General features: G+C 41.5%; 20 protein-coding genes. 7 read left to right on the top strand and 13 right to left on the bottom strand.

Translation table 11 applies throughout. From position 1 onward, the window contains the following. Positions 1 to 21 precede the first annotated feature (21 nt). On the bottom strand, positions 22 to 2,187 hold the full coding sequence (locus Q0590_RS03585; RefSeq protein ID WP_302036104.1) for a protein-disulfide reductase DsbD family protein: 2,166 nt from the start codon (positions 2,185 to 2,187) through the stop codon (positions 22 to 24). A gap of 520 nt (positions 2,188 to 2,707) precedes the next feature. On the opposite strand from Q0590_RS03585, the gene Q0590_RS03590 reads away from it, so the two are divergent. Next, the gene (locus Q0590_RS03590; protein ID WP_302036105.1) at positions 2,708 to 5,029 is read left to right on the top strand and encodes an OmpA family protein; all 2,322 of its coding nucleotides are present in this window, start codon (positions 2,708 to 2,710) and stop codon (positions 5,027 to 5,029) included. 111 nt (positions 5,030 to 5,140) lie between these two features. On the opposite strand, the gene Q0590_RS03595 is transcribed toward Q0590_RS03590, so the two are convergent. The 12 genes from Q0590_RS03595 to Q0590_RS03650 all read right to left on the bottom strand — a co-directional run bounded on the left by Q0590_RS03595 (position 5,141) and on the right by Q0590_RS03650 (position 18,371). Further along, positions 5,141 to 5,629 carry an Lrp/AsnC family transcriptional regulator gene (locus Q0590_RS03595; protein ID WP_302036106.1) on the bottom strand — a complete coding sequence of 163 codons (489 nt, stop codon included), beginning with the start codon at positions 5,627 to 5,629 and terminating at the stop codon, positions 5,141 to 5,143. Positions 5,630 to 5,889: 260 nt separating this feature from the next. After that, on the bottom strand, positions 5,890 to 6,339 hold the full coding sequence (locus Q0590_RS03600; protein ID WP_302036107.1) for a T9SS type A sorting domain-containing protein: 450 nt from the start codon (positions 6,337 to 6,339) through the stop codon (positions 5,890 to 5,892). A gap of 371 nt (positions 6,340 to 6,710) precedes the next feature. Then, a complete protein-coding gene (locus tag Q0590_RS03605; RefSeq protein ID WP_302036108.1) occupies positions 6,711 to 7,490 on the bottom strand; it encodes a hypothetical protein in 780 nt (259 codons plus the stop codon). 14 nt (positions 7,491 to 7,504) lie between these two features. Then, positions 7,505 to 8,014: a lipid-binding protein gene (locus Q0590_RS03610; RefSeq protein ID WP_302036109.1), complete on the bottom strand. Its 510-nt coding sequence runs from the start codon at positions 8,012 to 8,014 to the stop codon at positions 7,505 to 7,507. Between the two features lie 78 nt (positions 8,015 to 8,092). After that, on the bottom strand, positions 8,093 to 8,791 hold the full coding sequence (locus Q0590_RS03615) for an immunoglobulin-like domain-containing protein (protein WP_302036110.1): 699 nt from the start codon (positions 8,789 to 8,791) through the stop codon (positions 8,093 to 8,095). A gap of 114 nt (positions 8,792 to 8,905) precedes the next feature. Further along, positions 8,906 to 10,387 (bottom strand): SusD/RagB family nutrient-binding outer membrane lipoprotein, encoded by a 1,482-nt coding sequence (locus Q0590_RS03620; RefSeq protein ID WP_302036111.1) that lies wholly within the window; start codon positions 10,385 to 10,387, stop codon positions 8,906 to 8,908. A gap of 69 nt (positions 10,388 to 10,456) precedes the next feature. Next, a complete protein-coding gene (locus tag Q0590_RS03625) occupies positions 10,457 to 13,657 on the bottom strand; it encodes a SusC/RagA family TonB-linked outer membrane protein (RefSeq protein ID WP_302036112.1) in 3,201 nt (1,066 codons plus the stop codon). 350 nt (positions 13,658 to 14,007) lie between these two features. Further along, entirely contained in the window at positions 14,008 to 14,637 is a 630-nt protein-coding gene (locus Q0590_RS03630) for a response regulator (RefSeq protein ID WP_302036113.1), read from the bottom strand. 239 nt (positions 14,638 to 14,876) lie between these two features. Next, on the bottom strand, positions 14,877 to 15,341 hold the full coding sequence (locus Q0590_RS03635) for a LolA-like protein (RefSeq protein WP_302036114.1): 465 nt from the start codon (positions 15,339 to 15,341) through the stop codon (positions 14,877 to 14,879). Further along, positions 15,314 to 15,613, bottom strand: a complete 300-nt coding sequence (locus Q0590_RS03640; RefSeq protein ID WP_302036115.1) for a hypothetical protein — start codon at positions 15,611 to 15,613, stop codon at positions 15,314 to 15,316. Before Q0590_RS03640 ends, Q0590_RS03635 begins: the two co-directional genes overlap by 28 nt. Positions 15,614 to 15,892: 279 nt before the next feature. Continuing rightward, a complete protein-coding gene (locus Q0590_RS03645) occupies positions 15,893 to 17,590 on the bottom strand; it encodes a GMC oxidoreductase (protein ID WP_302036116.1) in 1,698 nt (565 codons plus the stop codon). Between the two features lie 85 nt (positions 17,591 to 17,675). Further along, positions 17,676 to 18,371, bottom strand: coding sequence for a gluconate 2-dehydrogenase subunit 3 family protein (locus Q0590_RS03650; protein ID WP_302036117.1), 696 nt, complete (start codon positions 18,369 to 18,371; stop codon positions 17,676 to 17,678). 318 nt (positions 18,372 to 18,689) lie between these two features. Between Q0590_RS03650 and Q0590_RS03655 the strand changes: the two genes are divergently transcribed. The 6 genes from Q0590_RS03655 (at position 18,690) to Q0590_RS03680 (ending at position 23,318) form a co-directional block, all read left to right on the top strand. Further along, positions 18,690 to 18,854, top strand: coding sequence for a hypothetical protein (locus Q0590_RS03655; protein ID WP_302036118.1), 165 nt, complete (start codon positions 18,690 to 18,692; stop codon positions 18,852 to 18,854). 186 nt (positions 18,855 to 19,040) lie between these two features. Further along, positions 19,041 to 20,147, top strand: a complete 1,107-nt coding sequence (locus tag Q0590_RS03660) for an AMP-binding protein (protein ID WP_302036119.1) — start codon at positions 19,041 to 19,043, stop codon at positions 20,145 to 20,147. A 238-nt stretch (positions 20,148 to 20,385) separates the two neighbouring features. Continuing rightward, a complete protein-coding gene (locus Q0590_RS03665) occupies positions 20,386 to 20,880 on the top strand; it encodes a hypothetical protein (RefSeq protein ID WP_302036120.1) in 495 nt (164 codons plus the stop codon). A gap of 264 nt (positions 20,881 to 21,144) precedes the next feature. Further along, complete coding sequence (locus Q0590_RS03670) at positions 21,145 to 21,627, top strand: lipocalin family protein (RefSeq protein ID WP_302036121.1); 483 nt, start codon at positions 21,145 to 21,147, stop codon at positions 21,625 to 21,627. A 360-nt stretch (positions 21,628 to 21,987) separates the two neighbouring features. After that, the gene (locus Q0590_RS03675) at positions 21,988 to 22,683 is read left to right on the top strand and encodes a DUF4136 domain-containing protein (RefSeq protein ID WP_302036122.1); all 696 of its coding nucleotides are present in this window, start codon (positions 21,988 to 21,990) and stop codon (positions 22,681 to 22,683) included. Positions 22,684 to 22,709: 26 nt separating this feature from the next. Then, a complete protein-coding gene (locus tag Q0590_RS03680; RefSeq protein WP_302036123.1) occupies positions 22,710 to 23,318 on the top strand; it encodes an outer membrane beta-barrel protein in 609 nt (202 codons plus the stop codon). Positions 23,319 to 23,471 lie beyond the last annotated feature (153 nt).

A 23,471-nucleotide genomic window follows, 5' to 3' on the forward strand; every position in this document is an offset into this window, starting at 1 on the left:
TCCATGAGGAGCCTTTCTTCTTTATCTGGAGGTAAGGGGATTATTTACTTTTACCGTATTTCCTTGTTTAAATTGGGCAATTCCTTGCTGCAGGAATGCATGAAATTTATCAGCATCCAGGTCGTACGCTTTAGGCTCCATCAGTTTTTCACCATTATGGTTTAATAGGAGATAAAAAGGCTGAGCATTGTTATTGAAATTGGTAATCTGGAAATCGGCGTTTTGTGCGCCTATGGTCCGCTTCACTTTATTGTCATAGGTAGACGTATACCATTCACTTTGTGGCAATTCATATTTATCATCTACATATAAGGCAATTACTACATACTCATTAGCCAAAGTATTCAGTACCTGCGGGTTAGACCATACACGGGCTTCCATCTCACGGCAGTTTACACAACCATGGCCTGTAAAATCAATAAAAATAGGCTTGTTCACTTTTTTCGCATACGCTAAGCCTTGCTTGTAGTCAAAAAATCCTTTCAGGCCATGTGGTAATTTCAGAAAATCACTGTACTTAGGATTTTCTGTAAACTCCTGCTGATTTGCCACAAACAACCCGGTACTTGCTTTATTCAGGTCAAAATCCTGTGTGGTTTGTGGAGGCAGGTACCCTGCTAAGCTTTTCAACGGAGCGCCAAACATACCTGGCAACAGATACACCACAAAGGTAAAAGTAAGAATGGCTAATATGGTTCGGGGCACACTTACTTTGGTAGTATCCGGATCGCTAGCCAGTTTAATTTTGCCTAATAGATAAAATCCAATAATGGAGAAAATGACTATCCAGAAAGCCAGGAACACTTCCCGATCTAAAATCCCCCAATGATATACCTGATCGGCAATACTCAGGAATTTTAAAGCCAGAGCCAGTTCCAGAAAACCAAGCACTACTTTTACCGAATTAAGCCAGCCACCAGATTTAGGTAAACTGCTGAGCCACTGCGGAAAAATAGCAAACAAACTAAATGGCAAGGCAAAAGCTAAAGAGAAAGCAAACATCCCGGCTACCGGCTTTATTACCTTGCCTCCGGCAGATTCTACTAAAATGCTTCCTACCAAAGGGCCAGTACAAGAGAAAGAAACCAGTACAATGGTAAAGGCCATAAAAAACACCCCTAAATAGCCTCCTTTATCAGCCTGGGCATCTACTTTGGTTATGACAGAACCAGGAATATTAATGTCGAATAAGCCTAAAAAAGAAAGGCCAAACAGGATGAATATAAAAAAGAACAATAAATTAGGCAGCCAGTGCGTACTGACAAAATTGGCAAACCCTGGTCCATTAATTAAAGAAACAACTGTACCGATCAGTACATATAATACAATAATAGAAAGTCCATAAATCAAAGCTTTTACAATTCCCTGGCTACGGCTGGCACTATGTCGGGTAAAAAACGTAACCGTCATTGGAATCATAGGAAACACGCAAGGCGTAAGTAAAGCGGCTAAACCAGCCAGGAATGCCAGCAACATAAATGCACCTAAAGAATAAGGATCATTATCACTTACAGCTGGTGTAGCTTGTGTATCTGTGGATGTAACTGCTTTCTCTGTGGAAGTCTGGGGAATAGTTTTCTCTTTTACCACATTGGCTTGAGCACTACTGGTAGCAGACATGGTATCTGCTGAGGCAGCGGCAAGCGTATTTTCTGAAGCTGTATTAGTTTGTGCTACTTTCTCTTCCGTTACCGGAGGGCTGCTTGCATTGGCAGCGGCTACTTTGATGCCGGTAAAGGAAAAATCGTCTTCAAAAGGAATACACTGGCCGGTAACATCCGTGCAAACCTGGTATTCGGATGTGCCCTCTATACGCGGATTAGCTTTAAGAATCTTAACTGTCTGCCGGAACTCGCCTTTGCCTGTAAAATAGGTATAGTCGCCATCAAATACGTCGCTGTATTTTTTCTTAGGGTTGATAGGTTTCACTTTTCCCACCAGCTCATAGGTATCATTCGGTTTGAAGGTAAAAGTAGTCACCTGTGGACCCAGGTCTGGATCAAAATCTGAAGAATACACATACCAGTCCTTTTCTACCACTGCTGTGAAGATAAGATCTATTTGTTCGCCGGCTTTTACATCTTTCTTAGAGGGCTCATAGGTCCATTTAATGGGTTTAAGTACTTGAGCATAAGAGCCCATGGACAAAAGCAGAAAGAAAATACCGGATAAAAATTTCAGTTTCATGTGTATATCAATTTAATTTTCAATGGTCACATGGAATGGCCATTTCATATACGTACGTGTATGGCAGGTTTGCTTCTGTTATAACAATACATTTTTAAAATAATTTCATTCACTGGCTACTATTCATAGGCTCCCAGGGAACAATCAGGTGGGCAACTCCCGCATTTTATACATCGGTACCCGCAACAGCTTTATAGAACAGCAAAACGTAGAAATAGTTTGGAAATATCACCTCCCCGGCTGCTGCGACTTTTCCTTCTCATTTGTAAAGAACAAATGGCTCTTATAAATTTCTAATAAGCAAGTTCTGCCTGCAATCAGCACTTCATAAAAAGGATACATTCCACAACAAAAACTGCCTCTGGCTCTTTTACCTGAATGCTTTTTATGACCTGCTGCAAAACTACAGAATTTACCGACCTATACCACCTGCTGAAAAGCTTTCAATGTATAAATAGATAAGTATCTATCTGATTAACTAAAAAATAAAGACAAGAAGCCATTTTTAATGAATGTTTGTATGAACCGCAAATCTTACACCTGTGCTTTCCTGTTACTTATTTCCAGCCTCTCTTTTCAGAGCTACGACAGCTTTGGACAAAGCGCAGAAATAGACAGAAAAATAAAGAAAGCCGATGCTTTACTCAATATTAAGGATTATGCGCAGGCATTACCTTTATATCTGGAACTAGATAAAGCAACCCCCAATGATCCTCAGACCAGCTATGCCATAGGCGTATGTTATTTCAATATGCCAGGCCAGTTATTGAAGTCTATTCCCTACTTCGAGGCAGCCATCAAAAGTAAAGATGCCGGTATTCCCCCCAGGGCACACTTTAACCTGGGAAAAGGGTATCATCTGGACGGTAAATTCGATGCAGCTATTGAACAGTTCAATTTGTATAAAACAGTAGCCAAAGAAGCAGAAAAACTTGCCGAAGCAACCCGCCAGATTCAGTTTTGTACCAATGCCAAGGTACTAAACCAGGTAGAAGCTGTGGTATTTGTGCAGAATATAGGGGCACCCGTTAACACACAACATACAGAATACGGCCCCGTAATTTCTGCAGATGAAAAAGTACTTGTGTACACGTCTCTTAAACCTGGTACAGCTACTACTCCGGGCTCCAAACCCTTAGATATAGAAGACATTCTGGTTTCTAACAAAATAAGTAATGCCTGGGCTGCTCCGAAAAGCATTGGCATTGTGGCCCCGGTAGTAAATAATATTAAAAGTAATATCGGCTCAGTTGGTCTTTCGCCGGATGGACAAAAGTTGCTGCTCTACATGGGTACTACCGCTAACACCGGTGATATTTATACGAGCTTACTGCAAGGGGACAAATGGGCGGCTCCTGTCCGTTTAGGGAAAGAAGTAAACTCTCCCTCTCAGGAAAGCAGCGCCAGTTTTACCCCTGATGAAAAAATCATGTATTTCTCCAGCAACCGTCCGGGTGGCATTGGCGGCATGGATATTTATAAGGTAGAAAAACAGCCGAATGGCGAATGGGGAACCCCAATTAACCTGGGTCCTGCCATTAACACGCCTTACGATGAAGAAGCTCCTTTTATTCACCCAGATAAGAAAACCCTGTATTTCTCTTCTGACGGACACAACTCAATGGGTGGTTTTGATATTTTCAAAGCTGTTTTGGACAAAGGCCGCTGGTCGGTTCCAGCTAATATGGGAGTGCCGGTAAATACGCCTTACAACGATAGTTATTTTGCTTTGTCTGCCGATGGAAAAAAAGGCTATTTCTCCTCTGACCGTCCGGGTGGATTAGGCGGGCAGGATATTTACTTCCTAGGTATTCCGGAAGAGCAGGGTGTAGTGCCATTAACCATGATGAAAGGTAGAATATTAGCCGGCACACCTCCAAAAGCGTTGAAAACGGTAATTAAGGTGGTAGATAAAGAAACACAAGAGATTATCAAAGATGTATATAACCCGAATGCAAAAACAGGCGATTATCTGGTAATTTTCCCTCCCGGCAAAAACTATGATATGATTATTGAGGCAGAAGGATTTAAACCATATCTAGTGAATATTTATGTGCCTAACCAGAATTACTTCTATGAGCTATACCAGGAAATTTTACTGAATCCGGTGACCAAAGACGGTAAAGTAGTAGGACAGGAAATATCTGTAAAGAATGCCTTTTATGATGTAGAAAAAGAGGGAGATGCCAAAGCGAAGCAAAACAATTCTGAAGTATTTGCCTTAATGGGCAACATTATGTCAGCTGCTGACTCTGCTGCCTTGAGTGCCCTGCTGGATGTTGCTTACTCCGACCGGGTAGACATGAACAACCTGGCCAAGAACGAAACCCCAGCTGGTGACCGGTTCATGTACACCGATGCTAGCGGAAAGTTGCAGCCTTTTGTGGTAGGTAAAGATACATTATATACGATGGCAGCAGTAAACACCAATGAGATCAAGAAAACGCCTGCTCAGAATAAAGTACAGATTACTAAAGAAACGGTTATTAAACCCAACCAGATTTATATCGTCTATTTTGATACAGATAAGGCTAATTTAAAAGCAGAAGCAACGCCTGAACTGGAAAAAGTATATGAATTCTTGAAGAAGAATCCAACGTACGGAATTAAAATAGCCGGCCATACCGATAATGTAGGTACCAAAGAACGGAATCAGCAGATTTCCGAAACACGTGCCAAAGAAGTAGTTAAATACATGGTGGCCAAAGGCATTTCAGCCAACCGTACCTTAGCCAAAGGCTACGGACAAACGGACCCGCTGAATAATAATGAAACGGAGGAAGATAAGAAAAAGAACCGGCGTGTAGAAATTACCCTGGTTGAGTTGCAAAAAGCAGATTAAGCAATTAGCAGCCTCCGCCTTATCTTTAAGTAAAACAAAAGCCGTAATCTTGTGGATTACGGCTTTTGTTTTTATTTGCATTACGTATCTATAATTATCCTGGGATAACTATTAGGCTACATCAGGCATGGGTATGGGCATTACTTTGCTGTCTTTCACCACAGACAACACCACCATTGACTCCAGATTGCTAATCTCCTCAATACTGCTCATCTTATCCATCAGCAATTCCTGAAAAGTAGTCAGGTCTTTTGAAATAACTTTCAACAGGAAATTTCCAGAACCAGTAATATGATGGCATTCTATTACCTCGTCTATCTGGTCTATTTTTTCCAGAAAAGCATCTATCTGAGGTTTCTTGTTGCTGGCTAAAGATATCTGCACGAAAAAGGTAATGCCCAGCCCGGCTTTTTTGGTATCCAGCTGCGCATAATAATTCTTTATCAGGCCGGCAGCTTCTATGCGCTTCACCCGTTCGAATACGGCTGCCTGCGACAGACCTATTTCTTTGGACAAATACAGATTGGTGACTTTAGCATTCGTCTGTAACAATTCTAACAACTGATAGTCTATTTTATCTAGTTTGATCGGCGGATTCATATGTCTGATGATTAATTTTTGAGGTATAGGAAAGGAAAAAAACATATTGAATAATACGTATATAAATTTACTAAACGATTGTGCAGCTACTCTACCTCATACTGGGTGATTTTTCTGAAACATTCGCTAATCCCTGTTTATTTTATTAGTAAAGTGGCCCAGAACAGAAAAATTTATTGCTTATTGCAGAATTTACAAAAGCTATACCGGCAAATAGGTAAGCGTCTGCCGGTATAGCTTTTCCAAGAATGAGCGAGCGGTTAATCATTAATTTGCAATGAACGGGCTGATAACGTTTGCAGGCTTATATCTTTACTTAAGGTTTCTGTACCGTTAGATATCTCGAACGTATATTGGCCATCGGCCATGGTGCTGAAATCGAACTTGCGGATATATTTAGAAACATCTTTTACTTTCTCTTCATAGAGCACTTTATGAGAAGCATCTTTGATCCGGATGTTTACATTGTTGCCTGCATAGTTTTCCATATGTACTTTAAACTTCAACGTGTTTTCTACCTGAAACACTGCCATGTCCAGTGTTTTGGGGGCTACTATATTTGGATGCCTGGCCAACTTAGTTAATTTACCTTTGGCACTTATCGACTTCCCTTGGGCAGCTGCCTCTGTTACGTATCCCATACTTACAATTAGTGCTAAACTTAAAGCTAGTCCGGCTTTTTTTAGCATGGTTATGACTACATTCTTCATGATTTCTCCCTTTTTATGTTAAACTTTTTAGTTGTCTTGTTTTTGTTGATTCAAAGATACAGGAGGAAACAAGGGCTACTCTCACCCTATTTGAGGGATTACCTAAGAGCGGATAAAACGCAGGCTGAACGGCAGCGAAGGGAGATGGATGGAAGGGTGTTGGATGAACGGTTTTTCTGCTCCATGAAAAGATTTTTATAGGGTAATTTAACCTGCATTATTCATGTAAAATAGCAGATTTATTAATTCTATTCACCCATTTTAGGGTGATCTGTTCCGGGTGATAGCCTTACCCAGAAACAAAAAAACCTTAGCCGGTAGCTAAGGTTTTGGTACATGATGTTAGCACTGTATGTCTGCTAAAGTTATTCTCAGAGACTATTATAGTACCCGATAATGCGTAGCGCATCTTCTTTTCTGGATAGTTTTGCTTTATTTTCTTTGGCAAACTGCTGAATTGCTGCCTGTTTGTCTCCAAAAATTGAGTAGTCGTCTTTTCCTTTCAACTCGGTAAGTTTTTTTTCTCTGGCTACATAAAGCTTTTCTTTTTTTATAAGTTTATCTGCCTTACTGCCTACATCCAACGCCACATTATAATTAGACTTTTTCCTCTCCAGTTCTATTCTAGAAAGAAGTTGCAGATCACCGGCAGCCAAGACTTCAAATACACCCAGCAAAGGTGTGCCATCTAAGGTATAATATTCACTGTTTACAAATGAGGTACTCCGGCCTGTTTTATCCTGCCATTCAAAGGCAATTACTTTTTCGCCGGGCAAAATTTTAATTACCTCTTTTGCCTGAATCTCCAAGGTGCGTTTATCGAGATCGTACATCAATGGAAAATTGTTTAATGTATCGCCTGACTTTAAATAAATGGTACCTGTGTTCCATTCTGGGCTCAGGTAGTTGGTACCTTCCACCCCGGCAGGTCTGGATTTTACTTCGGCAATAATGCCAAACTGCCGGTCAAGTACTGGGTCACGGTAATTAGGCTCTTTTGTTTGAACAGCTTGGGCATTTACAAGGCTACATATGCCTACTAAGGCAATAGAAACAATGGTTTGTTTTAGCTTTTGCAACATAGGAACAGGGAAGTTGTGATCAGGAAAAAGGCAGCCTCTAACAGAGGCCGCCTGGTAAAAGTTTGACATGTAGTTTGTTTAGTTTAATGTTCGTCTTCCAGAAAGCCTGTTCTCCGGTGGCCAGAAACAATATACGTAGTTCCATAAGGCTCTTCATCATCGTCAAAAGCTACCTCCAGGTAAAGGCTATCGGTTACTACACCACTGGTAGAACGGCCTTGCCCCATCAATACCTTCCCATTGGCTATCCGCACTTTGCTATCATATGCCACATTTTGGCCTTCATTTATGGCAAAAGCTCTGTTTGGTAAATCTAAACCTGCCTTTACTTGATACTCCCAAAAGCTATTTGCATCAGATACCCAAATAGAATCAGGCCGGTTAGAAGCGGTATTGTAGGTCAGTAAAGGATAATATCCTCCTCCAACATCCTCTAGTTGCCCTTCGGGATTTCGTACCTGATAGGTTACCCACCACTCGCCTGAAACCGGGTAAGTAGCGGTATTCTGTATTTCCGGATCATCTTTCTCGCAGGCCGTAGTCAAACCCAGACCAAGAAAGAGAAGTAGTATATGCCAATAATTGATTTTCATTGTATAAAATTGTTTAAATCGAGTGTAATACCTTAAGTAGCCAATATGGCTATTCACTGCTTTTAATGTATGAAATACTTAGTTAGCCTTTACCCAGTCTTTAACCAAGTCTATCAACGGTGGCGGGCCGAATGTAGGGCGAGACATAAGTAAGTTGAGGGTACCGTTTGCCGCAACAGTTCCATGGCCAAAAATGCGTACAGTACTTTCTTGTTGAGGTACGTTTACATTTACACCATCCGTACAGATCAGGTAGGCAGGAATAACAACTGTACTTCCGCCACCCCAGGCGTTTGATGAATAGAATACGCCATCGGCCACTTTTGTAATGGTAGCCCCAGGTGATGTACCACTTGCATATGAACCAGATAAATCTACTGCCGGGTCTGGCTGCTGATCTAACACAAAAACGGTTCTGGTAGTGGTACCACTAAAGCCATCGGGATTGGTGGAAGAATAAGTAATAATATATATACCTGGAACATTGGTATCTACTGCTCCACTTGTATATACTACATCGGTTGGCTGAGTTTTACCAGGCACAATATAGGCGCTGCCTGTTATAGAGGAGGTTACAGGGTAGCCTTCTACAGTGGTAACGCCAGGATCTGTAAATGTGCCTCCTTTTACTACCGTTACAATTTCTTCGCCCTGCATTTGAAAGGTAGGAAACGAGGTAATTCTGGAAATTCCTTCTGTATCCAGTATCCTTTCGCAGCCTGAAAAGAAAATGACAGCCATTAAAAGAACCAGCAATAAATATCTATTATTTTTCATCTGTGTATAAGTTGTTTTTATGGTCAGATGGAGTGGCCAATTACATTTGCCACCTGATAGCAGCCTGTTTGTCAGCCATTTCATCTGAAGTTTTCTGCTCAATAATGACAAATACTAATTTCTATCCCACCATACTGGTTCGGTTATGGGTACCTGCACAGGTGTATTTGGATTGCGGCTCCGCTCAGTGTCCGGGAACAATAAACGTCTGGGGAATTGCTTGCCGGGGGTTACACCTTCGATAGAATACGTTAACTGGCCAGGCACATAGGCAGCATCGGAAGCGGCTACCGGACTTATGCGAGGGTACCCGGTTCGGTTTTGTTCAAAAAATGATTCAATGCCCTGGAAAGTACCGGCTAGCGCTACCCATTTTTGCATAATAATGGCTTCCAGTTTTTGCTCAACCGTGCCTGCAACCGGAAACTCATAAGGACCGCCAGCGCTATAAAAAGCCGTACCATCTAACCCTTCCTGTTCAAAGGCAGCGGCTACTCCGGCCTCATACAACGCTTGTGCATCTCCTGTTCCGAAGCCCCGCAATACTGCCTCCGCTTGTAAGAAATAACTTTCAGCTACGGATACAAAATATACCGGATCTGTTGCACCAATTTTTACCTTAGATACGGAGGCGGGCACAATAACTGTACTAGGCGCATTAAAATTACCTTGATCTAAAGACTTCTGGCCACTAGAACCGGGAATAAAATAGGCATCTAACCTGGGATCGTTTCTATTTTGCAGATAAGAGAACAGCGTAGTGCTTGCCTTGATATTTTCAGTAGTATTCAGCTGGCGCTGATCTGATTCGAACAGGGGATTACTCTTGCTGGGCTGATCTAAAAATATAGTAACGGCAGCGGGATCTGTTAAAAACTCTGCGCCTGCTGTATACAATGCTCTGATACCAGCTTCGGCTACCTGTGGCCGCGCGTACACCTGGCGAAGGTATATTTTCAATTTCAGGGTGTTGGCAAAACGTATCCATTGATCCATATCTCCCTGGAATACAAAATCTGTATTACCTGGGTCTAGGGATGTACTTGCTTCCAGATCTTTTCCTAACGCTTCATCTATACGCACAAGCAGGGAATCATACACAGCATCGCCGGCCAGATAGGTAGGTGTAATATTTCCTTCATCTCCTTGTAAGGCATTATCAAAAGGAATCTGATCGTATAGGTCTACTAAGTTCTGGTAAGTATACGCCTGCATGACTGTAGCCATCAGGTAAAAATTCCAGTTTTCATCAGCCGCTGCTTTATCTCTAACAAACTTGTAATCGTTGAGGGCACCGGTATATAACTCCTGGAAAGAAAAATCCAGGTCAGTAGGCTGAATATTGTATGAGTCAAAATCTTTGTACTGGTTAGAGCCATTGTTCTGTGTCCAGTGTTGCGACCACATCCCTCCCAGAATAGCATACCATCCACCAACCACACTGGCCGTAGAAGTAACTGCTGTAGGGAATACCAGGTTTACAGGTGCATCACTTGGATTATTAGGGTCCACATTTACATCCAGAAAGTCGTCACCGCAGGAAGTAGCATACAGCAGCAGTGAAAATACAAGTCCTATATTAAATAACTTTTTCATTTTAAAAATCATGATGGGTTAATCAGGCAATACCCGTGTGTACAGATACTACCCTTGAAAAAACTATGCTTAGAAAGTAGCCCGTAAGCTGGCACCAAAACTCCGAACAGTAGGTCCCTGGCCAAATTCGCCAAAGTCGCCTGCCAAATCATTTCCAAAAGTAGTTACCTCAGGGTCAATGATGTTATTGCTTTCAGGCGTCCAAAGTAGCAGGTTTCTTCCTACCAGGTTGATGCTTAGCGTAGAAATAGGCAAGCGGTCGAACAAAGATTTTGGCAGTTCATAACCAAGGGTGACTTCTCTCAGTTTTACAAAAGATCTGTCGCGCATATGTTCTCTTTCAATGGGAGGATTGCTATTCTCATTCCAATAATCTACTACACTTGCTACATCCACAGCGGTAGTATTTTCCCGGTAAATTGGGTTGCCATTGTCGTCTGTTCCATCTTGCACCACTGAATTAGGGACAATGAATGGCTGGCGGTTGTTATACAGGGTATTGGTAGAGTTTCCTACAAACTGTGTCAGTTTTTGGGTATACGAATAAATTAACCCGCCCTGACGTATATCAAAGCCAAAGGAAGCAGATAAGCCTTTGTAGGTGAAGGTATTATATAATCCCATCAGGTATTTTGCCTGCGAGTTGCCATATATCTCTTTTTCAGGAGCGGATACAGGGAAACCGGTAGTTTCATTGACAACTGTACGGCCTTGCGCATCTTTTAAGGGAACATATCCCAGATACGTACCTAAAGGCTGTCCTTCTATAGCCACAAACTCAACACCATAGGCACTGGTCAAGGTAACTTTCTCCAGTCCGGGTGCCAGTTGTATTACTTTGTTGCGGTTGTTAGAGAAAGTATAGCGGATATCCCAGTTAAAACTTGGGGTGCGGATTGGGTTTAAGGTCACCAGCAACTCAATACCTTTATTCTCAATCTTACCCAGGTTCATTACCTGGAAGCCATATCCGGAAGAAGAGGCAATAGGCACGGCCAGAATCTGATCTGTGGTAGAACGGTTGTAGTAGGCTACATCTACTCCTATGCGGTTGCTGAAAAATTGCAGATCGGCGCCAAATTCGTATTCAGTAGTGATTTCCGGCTGAAGTTTAGGATTGCCAATGGTGTTAGAAACTTCAAAACCATTAATGCCATTGATGGGGAAAGTAATATCACCAAAAGGCATAAATATCTGGCCGGGAATCATTACAGAGTTTACCTGGTACGGGTTGGCATCATTACCAGTCTGCCCCCAGGCGGCACGTAGTTTACCATATGATAAAGCTCCTTTTATACCCGGAACCAAATCGGTAAACACAAAGCTGGCATTTATCCCAGGGTAGAAAAAGGAATTATTTTCCTTTGGCAAGGTAGAAGACCAGTCATTTCTGGCAAGCACATTCAGAAACAGGAAATCCTTATAAGACAAGCCTACCTGACCATAAATTCCATACAATCTGCGCAATGAAGTAGAAGTTTGTGCTACCGGCGGATTAGAGCTATTGGAAAGGTTATAATAATTTGGAATGTTCAGCTCATTAATATATGCTAGGTTATCTTTAAAAAACCGTTCATTTACATTGTACCCTACTACGGATGTCAGGTTGAGGTCAGGGGTAATATCATTGTTGGTGCTCAAAATAAAATCACTGTTCAACTCTCTGGCAAAGCGGGTTCTTTCGCTTACACGGCCAGGAATCTGTTTAACAGACGCATTAGGGCTACCTGGAGTAGTTCTGGCGATGGCTACAAAACTATTTACCAAGGCATTTGATATATCTCCGCCAACTCTCCAGGAGGCATTTAACCAGGGAGTAATCTGGTATCCTAAGTTTACATTACCAAATATGCGGTTTTCATCGAAAACGTTGCCGTTGCGCTTAATGGGCCAGTAAGGGTTTTGTGCATATAAGGTAAAATAATTGTCCAGATTATTGAATTTATTATCCAGGTCGGCAAAATCAACAATACTCATATCCCTGGGAATCTGGATGATTTCCTGGAATAAGGTAGTTCCCTGAGAACCCTGGCCGGAAGTAAGGGCTTTGGCATCTTTCCGTACATAATTTAACGAAGCAGATGCAGAAAGTTTTTCTCCTTTGGTAGACCCACGAAGCGCCAGCGTATTCCGCTTATATGAATCTGCATCTGTAGGCACTATACCATCTTCGGTAGCATTTCCATACGACAGATAGAAAGTAGATTTGTCGGTACCACCGCTTAAGGCAATCGTATTAATAAAAGAGGTGCCTCTGGTATAGAAATCTTTCAGATTGTTTCGTTGCGCACTGAAGGGCTTTAATTGCTGAGTGTTGTCCACCACATTTCCCCACAAGCGCTCTTGGCCATCTAGCCTTGGACCCCAGCTTCCGTTTTCTTCAAAGGCAAAATGGCCGCTCCAGCCCTGGCCAAACTCATTTTGCAATTGTGGAAGCCGCAGAGGTGTTGTAACGGTTACCGAACTGGTGAAATCTACATTTACTTTTTCGGCAGACTTTCCTTTTTTGGTCGTGATAACAATAACCCCATTTGCAGCCCTGGAACCGTACAAAGCCGTTGCAGAAGCTCCTTTTAACACAGTAACGGTTTCAATGTCGTCGGGATTGATGTCATTTGCCCGGTTACCGAAATCCTGATAATCATTTAAGTCTGTTCTGGGATCATAGTTAATGTCGTCGGTAGAGAAGTTGTTAGAACTATTGTTGATAGGTACCCCATCTACTACATACAATGGATTATTATTCCCGGTAACAGAAGAATATCCCCGCAAAATAACCTTTGTAGAGGCACCGGGAGCTCCGGAAGCCGTAGAAATGTTTACCCCGGCTATTTTTCCCTGCAACGAATTCATCACGTTTGCACTTCTTCCTTTGGTTAATTCCAGGTTATTCACAGTAGAAGCAGCATACCCCAATGATTTGGCTTCTCTTTCGATACCGAGTGCGGTAACCACTACTTCGGTAAGACTGGTAACATCTTCAGATAATTGAGCATTTATTACCGTCTGGTTGCCTACAGCTATTTCTTGGGCTTTAAATCCGATAAAGCTGAATACCAGGGTAGCTCCATCCGGAACCTGTAAGCTATAACTACCCTCCCCGTTAGTGGTGGCGCCATTATTTGTTCCTTTCACAAGTACGTTTACGCCGGGCAAGGGTGAGTTATCTGCCACCGAACGTACAGTTCCAGTAACTGTTCGGGTTTGCGCCCAGGCATGCTGCAATAGAAGTAAGGTGAACAGCATGCCCATTAGTAATTTTTTTGGCATAGTTAAAATAATAATAAGTTTTGGTTAAAAAAATTTGGCTGTTTTGAGATACATCTAGTATTTATTTGGCATACGAACCAAACAAATAACAATTGTACTTTTCAAAGCAAAGTTATTATTCAAAATTGGGGATTTAAAACCTGAAAAAAATCACGCAAACTGGGGGATTTATGATAAAAAATCAATTAATAGATTTAATTGAGCATACTATACCATAAAAGCTAGCTTACACACACTATATAAAAAAAGCACTAACAAGAGTTAGCGCTTTATGCAAAAAATTATACTATTTATATATTTTCTCACTGAAAATTATTTGGCTGCCAGAGGGTAATACTAAAAATTCTTTGCTAAATCAGTTTATGCTTAAGGGCTTTTTCTATGGCTTCGGCTTTGGAATGTACTTCCAGCTTCCAGTAAATATTTTTAATGTGTGTACGTACGGTTTCTTTATCTACAAATATCTCTTCCGCTATAGTACTGTAGCTTTTGCCTTTAGAGAGTAGTTCCAGCACTTCGGTTTCCCTGGCCGTTAGCGGAGAATTGCGGTTTTTCTGAAAAGAAGATACCACCATCCGGGCAATATTGGTGCTCATAGGCGCCCCGCCTTCCTGTATATCCTTTATAGCTTCCAGTAGCCTGGCTGGCTGCATATTTTTGGTCAGGTAGCCACCAGCCCCGGCACATAGGGCCTGAAATACAAGCGAATCGTTATCATACACGGTTACTACAATAATGTTGGTTTTGGGCCTGAGCCGTTTTATCTTCTCAATGCCCTCTATCCCATTCATGCCGGGTAATTCAATATCCATCAGCACTACGTCGGGAGCATCTTCTGGTAGGTGTTTAATTGCATCCTCACAGTTGTTATACGCATTTACTATCGTGTATCCGTATGTACTGTTGATTAACAAAGCAAATCCATCCCTGATCAGATTGTCATCTTCTACAATGACAATGCGTATATTTTGCAAAGCCATAGTGCACGTGTTAAGGTTAAAAAAATAAGTAGGTTCTAATGTAGAAGCTTTGAATGGATATAATGAATTTATTTACACTAACGGCTTAAAAGGGGTAATTGGAGTTTGTGTTTTGTGATGGCTGGTAGAGTGCCTACTGAAGTCATACAGCCTAGTATAATAAGCAGTACGTACAGACATGCCACACAGAAAATCACCCATTTTGAGGGACTCCGGCCATCGAAACAACTGTATACTTTTTAAGGCATCCAGTGTATTTTGCCAAATAAATGTGCCGAAAACAAGCCCTCTGGTAATGGCATATTGGCTTGCAGATTCTTATATACTTCCAGCTGCTGCGGCTTGCCATCTGTCAGGAAAAGCACTTCTGTTTCTGTCCATCCGCCCGCCGTCCGGATGTGTTTACGGAATTGAGCTTCCTGTATATGCCCGTCAGGCTGGGCAGCAAGTGTACGTACCAGATATAGGTGTTGCTTATCAAGCCAGAACTGGTTGCTTTGTACATCTCCTTGCCTGGCACCTACCACGTACACCGGCCTGCCATTCCAGGTATCTTCGTAAAAAGCAGCTGTATTGTAGCCAGCTTCGTTTAGTCTTCTTAATGCTTTTTCTTTTGATAAAAAATAAATACCGCCTGCCAGAAGCATCAGGTTATTTACTTGTTTTTTACTAGCCGTTAATTCTTTGTTCTTAAACTGGTACACTGAATCATTTCATTGGTAAATAGTACCGCATTGCCTAAGGATGGGTCACCAAAATCTATCCTGAACTTATCCGGGTATTTTATAGCTTCATACCAAACGGATGTACCCGAAATGGTATCTTTCTCATAATGTGTATTGTACTGCGTAAAAGTAAGCGTATGGGCCCATTTACCCACATATTTTTTTTGCATGGCTTCCAGCAATTTTTCCGCAGTATCTATCTTAGGCGGATTTATCAGCAGAATAAGGGTCAGGTAGAAAGAGAGGAGCATACAATATCAGGGGTGTTTACTAGTGTGTACTGAGGACTACTTATAAATTGCTTATACAAAAACCGCTGCTTTATACAAAGCAGCGGTTTCCTTTTACAATAATATATCTTAGAAGCTGTTTGAATTAATTTCTTTAAGCTACAAACATGCCTTTTCAGCTGCAACTCCGTTACTTTTTCGGTCCGTAGCATCCGGCTACGCTCCTACAAAGTGCCTCGTTTCGCTTGAAAATTCATTATTTTCGCTATTAAATTAATAACTCAAACAGCTTCTTATTTATCAAATGTTCATTTTCTTCATTTCCTTTACAGCATGATCGCAGGCACGTGCCGTTAAGGCCATGTAGGTAAGTGAAGGATTTACACAAGAAGCAGAAGTCATACAAGCACCATCTGTAACAAACACATTTGGTACTGAATGCACCTGATTAAAGGCATTTAATACAGATGTTTTCGGGTCGCGGCCCATTCTGGCAGTGCCCATTTCATGAATAGCCATTCCAGGATAAGAACCTCTGTCGTAGGTTTCAACATCTTTTAGTCCGGCAGCTTCCAGCATTTCAGCGGCATCATTTGCCATATCTTTCCGCATCTTCATTTCATTCTCTTTGAACTCTGCATTGAATGTTAAGGTAGGTTGTCCCCATTCATCTTTCTTATCTTTATTCAGCAGCACCGAATTTTCATGGTACGGCAGACATTCGCCAAATGCGCCTATGCCCATTACCCATGGGCCTGGTTTAGTTAGTTCATCTTTAAAGTCGGCGCCAAAGTTCATTTCGGCAATACCCCGCTGCCATCCTGTGCGGCTTGCCCCTCCCTGGTAACCAAAGCCGCGGATATAGTCGCGTTTGTCGCTGCCTACATTCCGGTAACGTGGAATATAAATACCATTTGGACGGCGTCCATAATAGTATTGATCATCCATCCCAACAGCTGTACCTTGTGCCCCTGTGCGGAAATGATGGTCCATCAGGTTGTGGCCCAGCTCTCCGCTATCGTTGCCCAATCCATTTGGAAACCGGTTAGACATCGAGTTGAGCATAATAAAGGTAGTGCTGATAGTAGAGCCATTCAAGAAAATAATTTTGGCATAATACTCAGTCATTTCCTTGGTATCATAATCTATTACCTGTACGCCGGTAGCTTTTTTCTTTTGTTCATCATAGATAACAGAACTTACAATAGAACGTGGCTTCAGGGTAAGATTTCCGGTAGCCATAGCTGCCGGCAGCGTAGAAGATTGTGTACTGAAATATGCACCAAACTGGCAACCCCGGCTACACATATTGCGGTACTGGCATTGAGAGCGGCCTGGTAATGCTTTTGTTAAATTAGCTACCCGGCCCATGGTTACTTTCCGGTTTTTGAAGTTAGATTCTATGCCTTTCTTTACTTCTTTTTCCACACAATTCATGGGCATGGCAGGCTGGAATTTACCATCTGGTAACTGAGGCAAGCCTTCCTTTTGTCCGCTGATACCGGCAAAAGTTTCTACGTAGTCGTACCAGGGAGCTATATCTTTATACCGGATGGGCCAGTCTACAGCTATGCCATCCTTTATATTAGCTTCAAAGTCCATATCACTCAGGCGGTATGACTGGCGACCCCACATAATAGACTTACCCCCTACGATATCTGGGCGGTACCAGTCAAACCGTTTCTTTTCGTCATAAGGCGATTTCATATCGTCGAACCAGTAATGCGCATTGTATTCGCTGTAAGGATAATCGCGGCTTAGGAACGGATGCGATTTCTCCATAGCAATAGTACGTCTTCCCCGGTGCTTATATTCCCAGGGATGTTTGTTAGCTTCCGGATAGTCTTTTACGTGTTCCAGGTTTTTACCTCTGTCGAGCATCAGTACTTTTAATCCTTTTTCGGTTAATTCTTTTGCTGCCCATCCACCGCTAACGCCAGAGCCCACCACAATGGCATCGTATGTATTTTGTTGTTTTGCTTTTATATTCAGGTTCATTGAAATAAATTTTTTAGGTATATGTCGTAAATGACTACTGCTTGCTTAACTATTTTTACTATATGGACACTAATAGTATAGTATGCTAGACCGATGCCTGAGCTTTCTGACCTTCCTTGTAAGGGATACAAGGCTCATATCTGCCAGGTACCTGTTTATAATCTAATGCCTGTGTAGCGCCAATCTCAGATGTAAAATAACCCAGTAACGTTAGTTCTTTCAGCGTCCGGAAGAAGGGAAGAGGGGCTTTTTGTTCCTCTTGGGGCTTTGGCGCACCGGTTACAGCCGTTCCAGACTGGCCGGCTCCTGCCTGAGTTTCTCCCTGGCGGTCTTCATCGGGTTTGGCTGGTTCTGGTTCCGGTTTTTTTTCATCTTCAGCAGCTATTTCTTTCAACAAGGCGGTTTGTTGATCGGTAGTTAGCTCCAGGAAAGTCTTCTTGTGAGCTTTCTGACTTTTATCCTCCAGGCGGTCCAGGCCTTTCAAAAAGCTTTTCTGATCTTTTTCTTCATAGCAATCCGTCAGCATCGTTTCTATAAATTCATTCACCTTTGCCTCTTTTGCACCTGGTGTACTCGTTTTAGGAATGATTATCTCTGAGAGCTCTGCCACCATTTTGTCTTGTTCGGCAGTAAATGCAAAACCCGCGTCAGTGGCCGCCTTTGCTGCCGTTTGCTCTGCTTTTTTAGAGGTGCAACCATTCAGAATTCCTGTAAGAGCAGGGGCAGAAAGGGTTCCACCCATCAGCAAACTTACTTTAAGTAATGCTTCTCTTCTTTTCAAGGGTATGTATAATTTAGTGGTTGGATAAAATAATTAACTGTTGCTTACAAGTATTGTTCAAAAGCAGCTTATAAGCACAGGCAATGCATAAGTATTCCCAGCTAATAAGTACATCTGCTTTTCATATCATATTCAACTCCTAAAATTAAGAAATATCTGCCAAAGGACAGTTGATTCTTACAATTTTTTAAAGGAAAGGTCCTAAATTCTGAACAGCTGTATCAAAAAACTGGATAGAAGCGGATTGTGAAGTTTTTGTTAAACTTATTTTTAGCTCAATGCGTATGACGCTTTAAAGACATACTGCCATTTTTTTACATGACCACAGATTACGAAAAAACTCTCCGTGATTTGCAAGAGCGTGAGAAGGTAATTATCAGAAGGCTACAAGAATTAGATAAACGAAATCAGATTCTGAAGGAAGTTAATGAAAAGTTGAAAACCCGGTGTTTGAGCCAGTTTTCTGATAGAGTCAGGCTTTAACACTCCTAATTTCATATAGAATGCTATACAATTTACCTTTCAGTCAGAAAGGCAGTAATCATCTATTTTTTAGTTAATTTAGCCAGGCAGACTTTACTTGTGTGCCTGATCACTTGCACAAAGCACTTTCCTGCACAATACCAGGTTTGTCTTCTGGATAGTACCATTTATGTATAGTCGCTATTTATGCCTACTCAACTTTCGGATGTTCTTCACATAGGAAATTATACGCTATCGTATGATGCCATCCGGCAAGGCAGATTTCCAGGTGCACTTTCTGCGTATGAAACCCAAACATTGCTTTTCTGCCAGCAGTGGCTTAGTGGGCAAGAAACCTTTACTCTGTTTACTTCAGGATCTACGGGAACACCCAAATCTATTACCTTTCACCGCCAGCAGATGATTGCCAGCGCCCATATGACAGGCAAAGCCCTGGGATTAGTTGCCGGTGACCGTGCATTGGTTAGCTTACCTACCCAGTATATTGGCGGGCAGATGATGCTTGTACGAGGATTTGAATTGCAACTACATCTAACTATTCTCCCGCCATCATCGATGCCTCTCTCCGCTTTTACTGAAGATACCCATTTTGATTTTTTATCTTTCGTACCCCTGCAACTACAAAACAGCTTGGCACAAACCCCTGAAAAAATAGCCATTTTACATAGAGCTAAGGCTATCTTGTTAGGCGGCGCACCAGTAAGCCAGAGTCTGGAAGCACAACTGCAAGCAATACAAGCCCCTATATATCATACCTATGGTATGACAGAAACCATTTCCCATATTGCATTAAAAAAGCTTACTACATCGGGCAAGCAACCCTATTTTACTGTGTTGGAAGGAATTAAAATTTCCCTTGACGGCAGAGGCTGCCTGGTGATTCGTGCACCTTTTCTGAACGATGAACCAGTGGTTACCAATGATGTGGTGCAACTTCTCTCCCCCAGTACGTTTGAATGGATGGGCCGGATAGATCATGTGATTAACTCCGGAGGTGTGAAAGTGCAGGCTGAAAAGGTAGAACAAGGGGTAGAAAAGGTATTGCTTAAACTAAATCTTCACAAACGTTTTTTTGTGGCTCCGCTGCCTGATGCTTTGCTTGGAGAAAAGGTGACCCTTTTTATAGAAGGCTCTCCCCTATCTACTAGTGAGGAAAAGTCGCTTACCGATGAGTTAAGTATCTTTTTAACTCACTACGAAAAACCGAAATCCATCCGGTATGTGCCGGCTTTTTCCCAAACGGCTTCTGGCAAGCTCGACAAAAGGCAGTCTATGGCCAGTATAGCTGTATAGTATTTAGAACCTTCCTTCTTGAGCTGCCCTTAATCAATAGATTTTTGCTTTTACCGTATTTAACTTTTGGTCTTTTGTTGATCAGAATGTAGCCAAAAAGGAATATAAGCTACCTGAAATAAAATTGAAAAAATATTCTTTTACACGGTTACTTCCCTTCTGTCTCACCATAAAGGCTAAAAATCGCTTGTACTTAGCAATCACACATAACACTAAAACATAAACTATTATTACTTCAATGAAAAATTTAAGATTACTTATTATTGCCCTAACTCTGGTAACTTTCTTTTCTGCCTGTAAAAAAGACGATGCGCCAAAAGTAAAAACTAAGTCAGAAATGATTTCTAGCGACTCTGGTAAACAATGGAGAATCACATCTATGAAAGCCAAGTATACATTAAATGGCCAACAGCGGGAAGAAGATGTGATGAATCTTGCATTCGATGAGGCTTGCGAAAGAGACAACTTAACTGTGCTTTTTAGAAACAAAACCTACGAGGCCAGAGAAGGAGCTTTAAAATGTGGCAGCGCTGATTTATTAGACACAGGAACATGGGAATTAAAAAATAATGATACGGAATTACATGTTACTACTCCTAAAGCAGGCTCATTGTACTCAACATTGAAAGAAGTTACTGAAACTAGCATTACTGGTGAGTTTCCACAAACATTTCCTTTAACTTCTGGTGGAACTGTCGAAACTATGGTAACAGTTGTATATACTGCTCAATAAATTAAAAACAATAAACTATACATCACTTCCTAAGCATAAAGCTTAGCTGCAACACTGAGAAGGAAATTTTGTAGCCCTACTTGTATGGTTACAAAATTTCCTTTTTTAATGCCCTCCTATCTCTTCCAGAGGTAAAACAAAAATACAACAAACTAGTAATTATTATAAATTGATTTACTTTCAAGGTTACCAAGGACTATTTCTCCCATAAATAGTACAAATTTCAATAAACTCCCTGAAACTTAAATTCCCTAAAAAAAACCTATGAAAAATTTCAGACTGCTTGCTATTACACTTTCTCTCCTTACGTTTTTTTCTGCCTGTAAGAAAGACGATGCCCCTATTAAAACCAAAACCAAATCAGAAATGATATCCAGTACTTCCGGCAAACAATGGAAGTTGGTTGCATCTACCGTTACGTATATACAAGACGGAGAAACCGAAACTGACAACATGCTGGAAGATTATGAAGCTTGTGAGCTAGATGACTTATATATTATGTTCGCCGACAAAAAATACGAAGAACGGGAAGGTGCTTCCAAGTGCGATCCTACCGACAGCGACCTGATGAACAGTGGCACCTGGGAACTGAGAAATAATGATACTGAACTGGTATTTACTGTTAATGGCAATGAATTAGTATATAAAGTACTGGAAATATCTGAAAGCTCTATCAAAGTGGAAGATTCATTAACCTTAGCGGATGGAGATAAACTCATCTTCACTGAAACATATAAAGCACAATAATTCCATAGTATTTCTCCTTTCTTGTTTTAGCAAAAAAGCGTGAGCCGTAACTCACGCTTTTTTGTTGTGCTTATTTACGCAAACCTTTGTTACAAGTGTGTTTCCTTACCTATAAGATATTCCTATGTAGACAATAATTCATCCACTACCAGAAAACAAGAAATTTTCACTTTTCCAGGAAACAATATAACCCTCTTATCAGTACGTATATATAGTTAGTGCAATCATCTGTTGATTTATTTTGCCGCTATCGTGCTGACTGAAAATAAGGCAGTGTGTAAACAAAAGGTGCGGCAAGGGAAGTTAACTAGCATTGGCGCTTTAGTTTTTAATCTATCTAATCACTCAACTGCTATGAAAATGCATAGAAAGCTCCCGGAGAAAAGGAACCGCCAAATCAATGTAACCACTGCCTTTCTTATCTCATTCTCTCTACTCTTAGCCTCCTGTTATCCGCAAGGTCCTGAAATTGTGTCGGATTATGATGTGGTGGGCACCTCTTACGATTCTACCTTTAATTTTTCCCAAGTACGCACGTATGCTCTCATAGACACCGTACTGGTTATGCAAGGCAACAATGGCAATAGAAGGTACCTGGCCCCAGCTTTAAACGACTTTGTTATTAGCCAGGTAGAAAACAACTTAAACCGTTTGGGGTATACCCGCATCTCCACCATAAGCCCCAATCAAGTGCCTGATGTAGTAATGCAGGTTTCTGCTTTTTCTAATACATCTGTGGGTGCATACTACGATTCCTGGTACAATAACTGGGGCTGGTACTCAGGTTGGAATAGCTGGTATCCCGGAACAGGATTTGGCCCGGGATGGTACCCTTCAGGCGTAACGTATTATTATTCTGTTACCACTGGAACCGTATTGCTGGAGATGATTAATCCTGCAGCAGCCGATAATACTACGCAGCGCCTGCCGGTAGTCTGGCTGGGTACCTTAAACGGCTTATTGGAATTTGACGATAACAATAGTAACCGCGAAAGAATTGCCAATGGAATAGACCGTGCCTTTACGCAATCGCCCTACCTGCGCAGATCGTTATAATGAGTATGAACTTAAAGCGAAAAGCTATGAAATTACTAAATAAAGTCTTCTATATATGTCTATTGATCTGCCTGGTTAATTATGCTTCGTATGCCCAAGGCGGATATACCAATATTACCTACAATATGGCTATGCCGTTAGGCAGTACAGCCGATTATATTAGCAATACCAGTTTCCGGGGTATTAGTCTGGAGATTGGTACTGCTTTTAACGAAAACTTTTCCATTGGACTAGGAGGTTCCTGGCATATATTCTATCAACATCCGGGCTACAGTACAGTGGAACTCAGCAATACATCTGCTATTTCAGGTATGGAATACCGGTATATTAATGCATTACCCATTATGGCGATTGGACGTTATCTTTTCAATAGTCAGGGCAAATTTACACCCTTTATCGGAACAGGCGTTGGAACAGCTTATATTGAACAACGCACAGATATTGGATCTGTTCCATTTGAGTCCAGTGCCTGGCATGTAGCCGTAGCACCAGAAGTAGGTGCCATTGTAGAAGTAGGCTACCGGACTAATTTGTTTCTGAATGCCAGGTTCACGAACGCATTTAAATCCGGCGATATGGACAATCTATCTATGGCGGGCCTCAATTTGGGTATTACTTACAGTTTGTCACGATAACAACAAATGTTATCTATCTTGAATTCATATTTTAGGTCTGTATGCCTGTTGAAACCCGTAGCGGTAACTTCGTTCTACGGGTTTTCTAATCTCCATTTATTTTAGCTGTAGCCGGTAGTTTCAATAACCCAAAGGTTGGTTTTATCGTAGAAA

The sequence above is a fragment of the Rhodocytophaga aerolata genome, from assembly GCF_030503435.1.
GTDB classification, from domain to species: Bacteria; Bacteroidota; Bacteroidia; order Cytophagales; family 172606-1; genus Rhodocytophaga; species Rhodocytophaga aerolata.

What these genes read in the sequence shown, in the direction of transcription:
- Q0590_RS03595 (WP_302036106.1), bottom strand. Translation starts at nt 5,629, where the DNA reads ATGAATCCGCCGATCAAACTAGATAAAATAGACTATCAGTTGTTAGAA.
- Q0590_RS03680 (WP_302036123.1), top strand. Translation starts at nt 22,710, where the DNA reads ATGAAATTACTAAATAAAGTCTTCTATATATGTCTATTGATCTGCCTG.
- Q0590_RS03625 (WP_302036112.1), bottom strand. Translation starts at nt 13,657, where the DNA reads ATGCCAAAAAAATTACTAATGGGCATGCTGTTCACCTTACTTCTATTG.
- Q0590_RS03610 (WP_302036109.1), bottom strand. Translation starts at nt 8,014, where the DNA reads ATGAAAATCAATTATTGGCATATACTACTTCTCTTTCTTGGTCTGGGT.
- Q0590_RS03630 (WP_302036113.1), bottom strand. Translation starts at nt 14,637, where the DNA reads ATGGCTTTGCAAAATATACGCATTGTCATTGTAGAAGATGACAATCTG.
- Q0590_RS03605 (WP_302036108.1), bottom strand. Translation starts at nt 7,490, where the DNA reads ATGTCAAACTTTTACCAGGCGGCCTCTGTTAGAGGCTGCCTTTTTCCT.
- Q0590_RS03670 (WP_302036121.1), top strand. Translation starts at nt 21,145, where the DNA reads ATGAAAAATTTCAGACTGCTTGCTATTACACTTTCTCTCCTTACGTTT.
- Q0590_RS03620 (WP_302036111.1), bottom strand. Translation starts at nt 10,387, where the DNA reads ATGAAAAAGTTATTTAATATAGGACTTGTATTTTCACTGCTGCTGTAT.
- Q0590_RS03645 (WP_302036116.1), bottom strand. Translation starts at nt 17,590, where the DNA reads ATGAACCTGAATATAAAAGCAAAACAACAAAATACATACGATGCCATT.
- Q0590_RS03585 (WP_302036104.1), bottom strand. Translation starts at nt 2,187, where the DNA reads ATGAAACTGAAATTTTTATCCGGTATTTTCTTTCTGCTTTTGTCCATG.
- Q0590_RS03660 (WP_302036119.1), top strand. Translation starts at nt 19,041, where the DNA reads ATGCCTACTCAACTTTCGGATGTTCTTCACATAGGAAATTATACGCTA.
- Q0590_RS03600 (WP_302036107.1), bottom strand. Translation starts at nt 6,339, where the DNA reads ATGAAGAATGTAGTCATAACCATGCTAAAAAAAGCCGGACTAGCTTTA.
- Q0590_RS03590 (WP_302036105.1), top strand. Translation starts at nt 2,708, where the DNA reads ATGAACCGCAAATCTTACACCTGTGCTTTCCTGTTACTTATTTCCAGC.
- Q0590_RS03665 (WP_302036120.1), top strand. Translation starts at nt 20,386, where the DNA reads ATGAAAAATTTAAGATTACTTATTATTGCCCTAACTCTGGTAACTTTC.
- Q0590_RS03640 (WP_302036115.1), bottom strand. Translation starts at nt 15,613, where the DNA reads ATGCTCCTCTCTTTCTACCTGACCCTTATTCTGCTGATAAATCCGCCT.
- Q0590_RS03655 (WP_302036118.1), top strand. Translation starts at nt 18,690, where the DNA reads ATGACCACAGATTACGAAAAAACTCTCCGTGATTTGCAAGAGCGTGAG.
- Q0590_RS03615 (WP_302036110.1), bottom strand. Translation starts at nt 8,791, where the DNA reads ATGAAAAATAATAGATATTTATTGCTGGTTCTTTTAATGGCTGTCATT.
- Q0590_RS03675 (WP_302036122.1), top strand. Translation starts at nt 21,988, where the DNA reads ATGCATAGAAAGCTCCCGGAGAAAAGGAACCGCCAAATCAATGTAACC.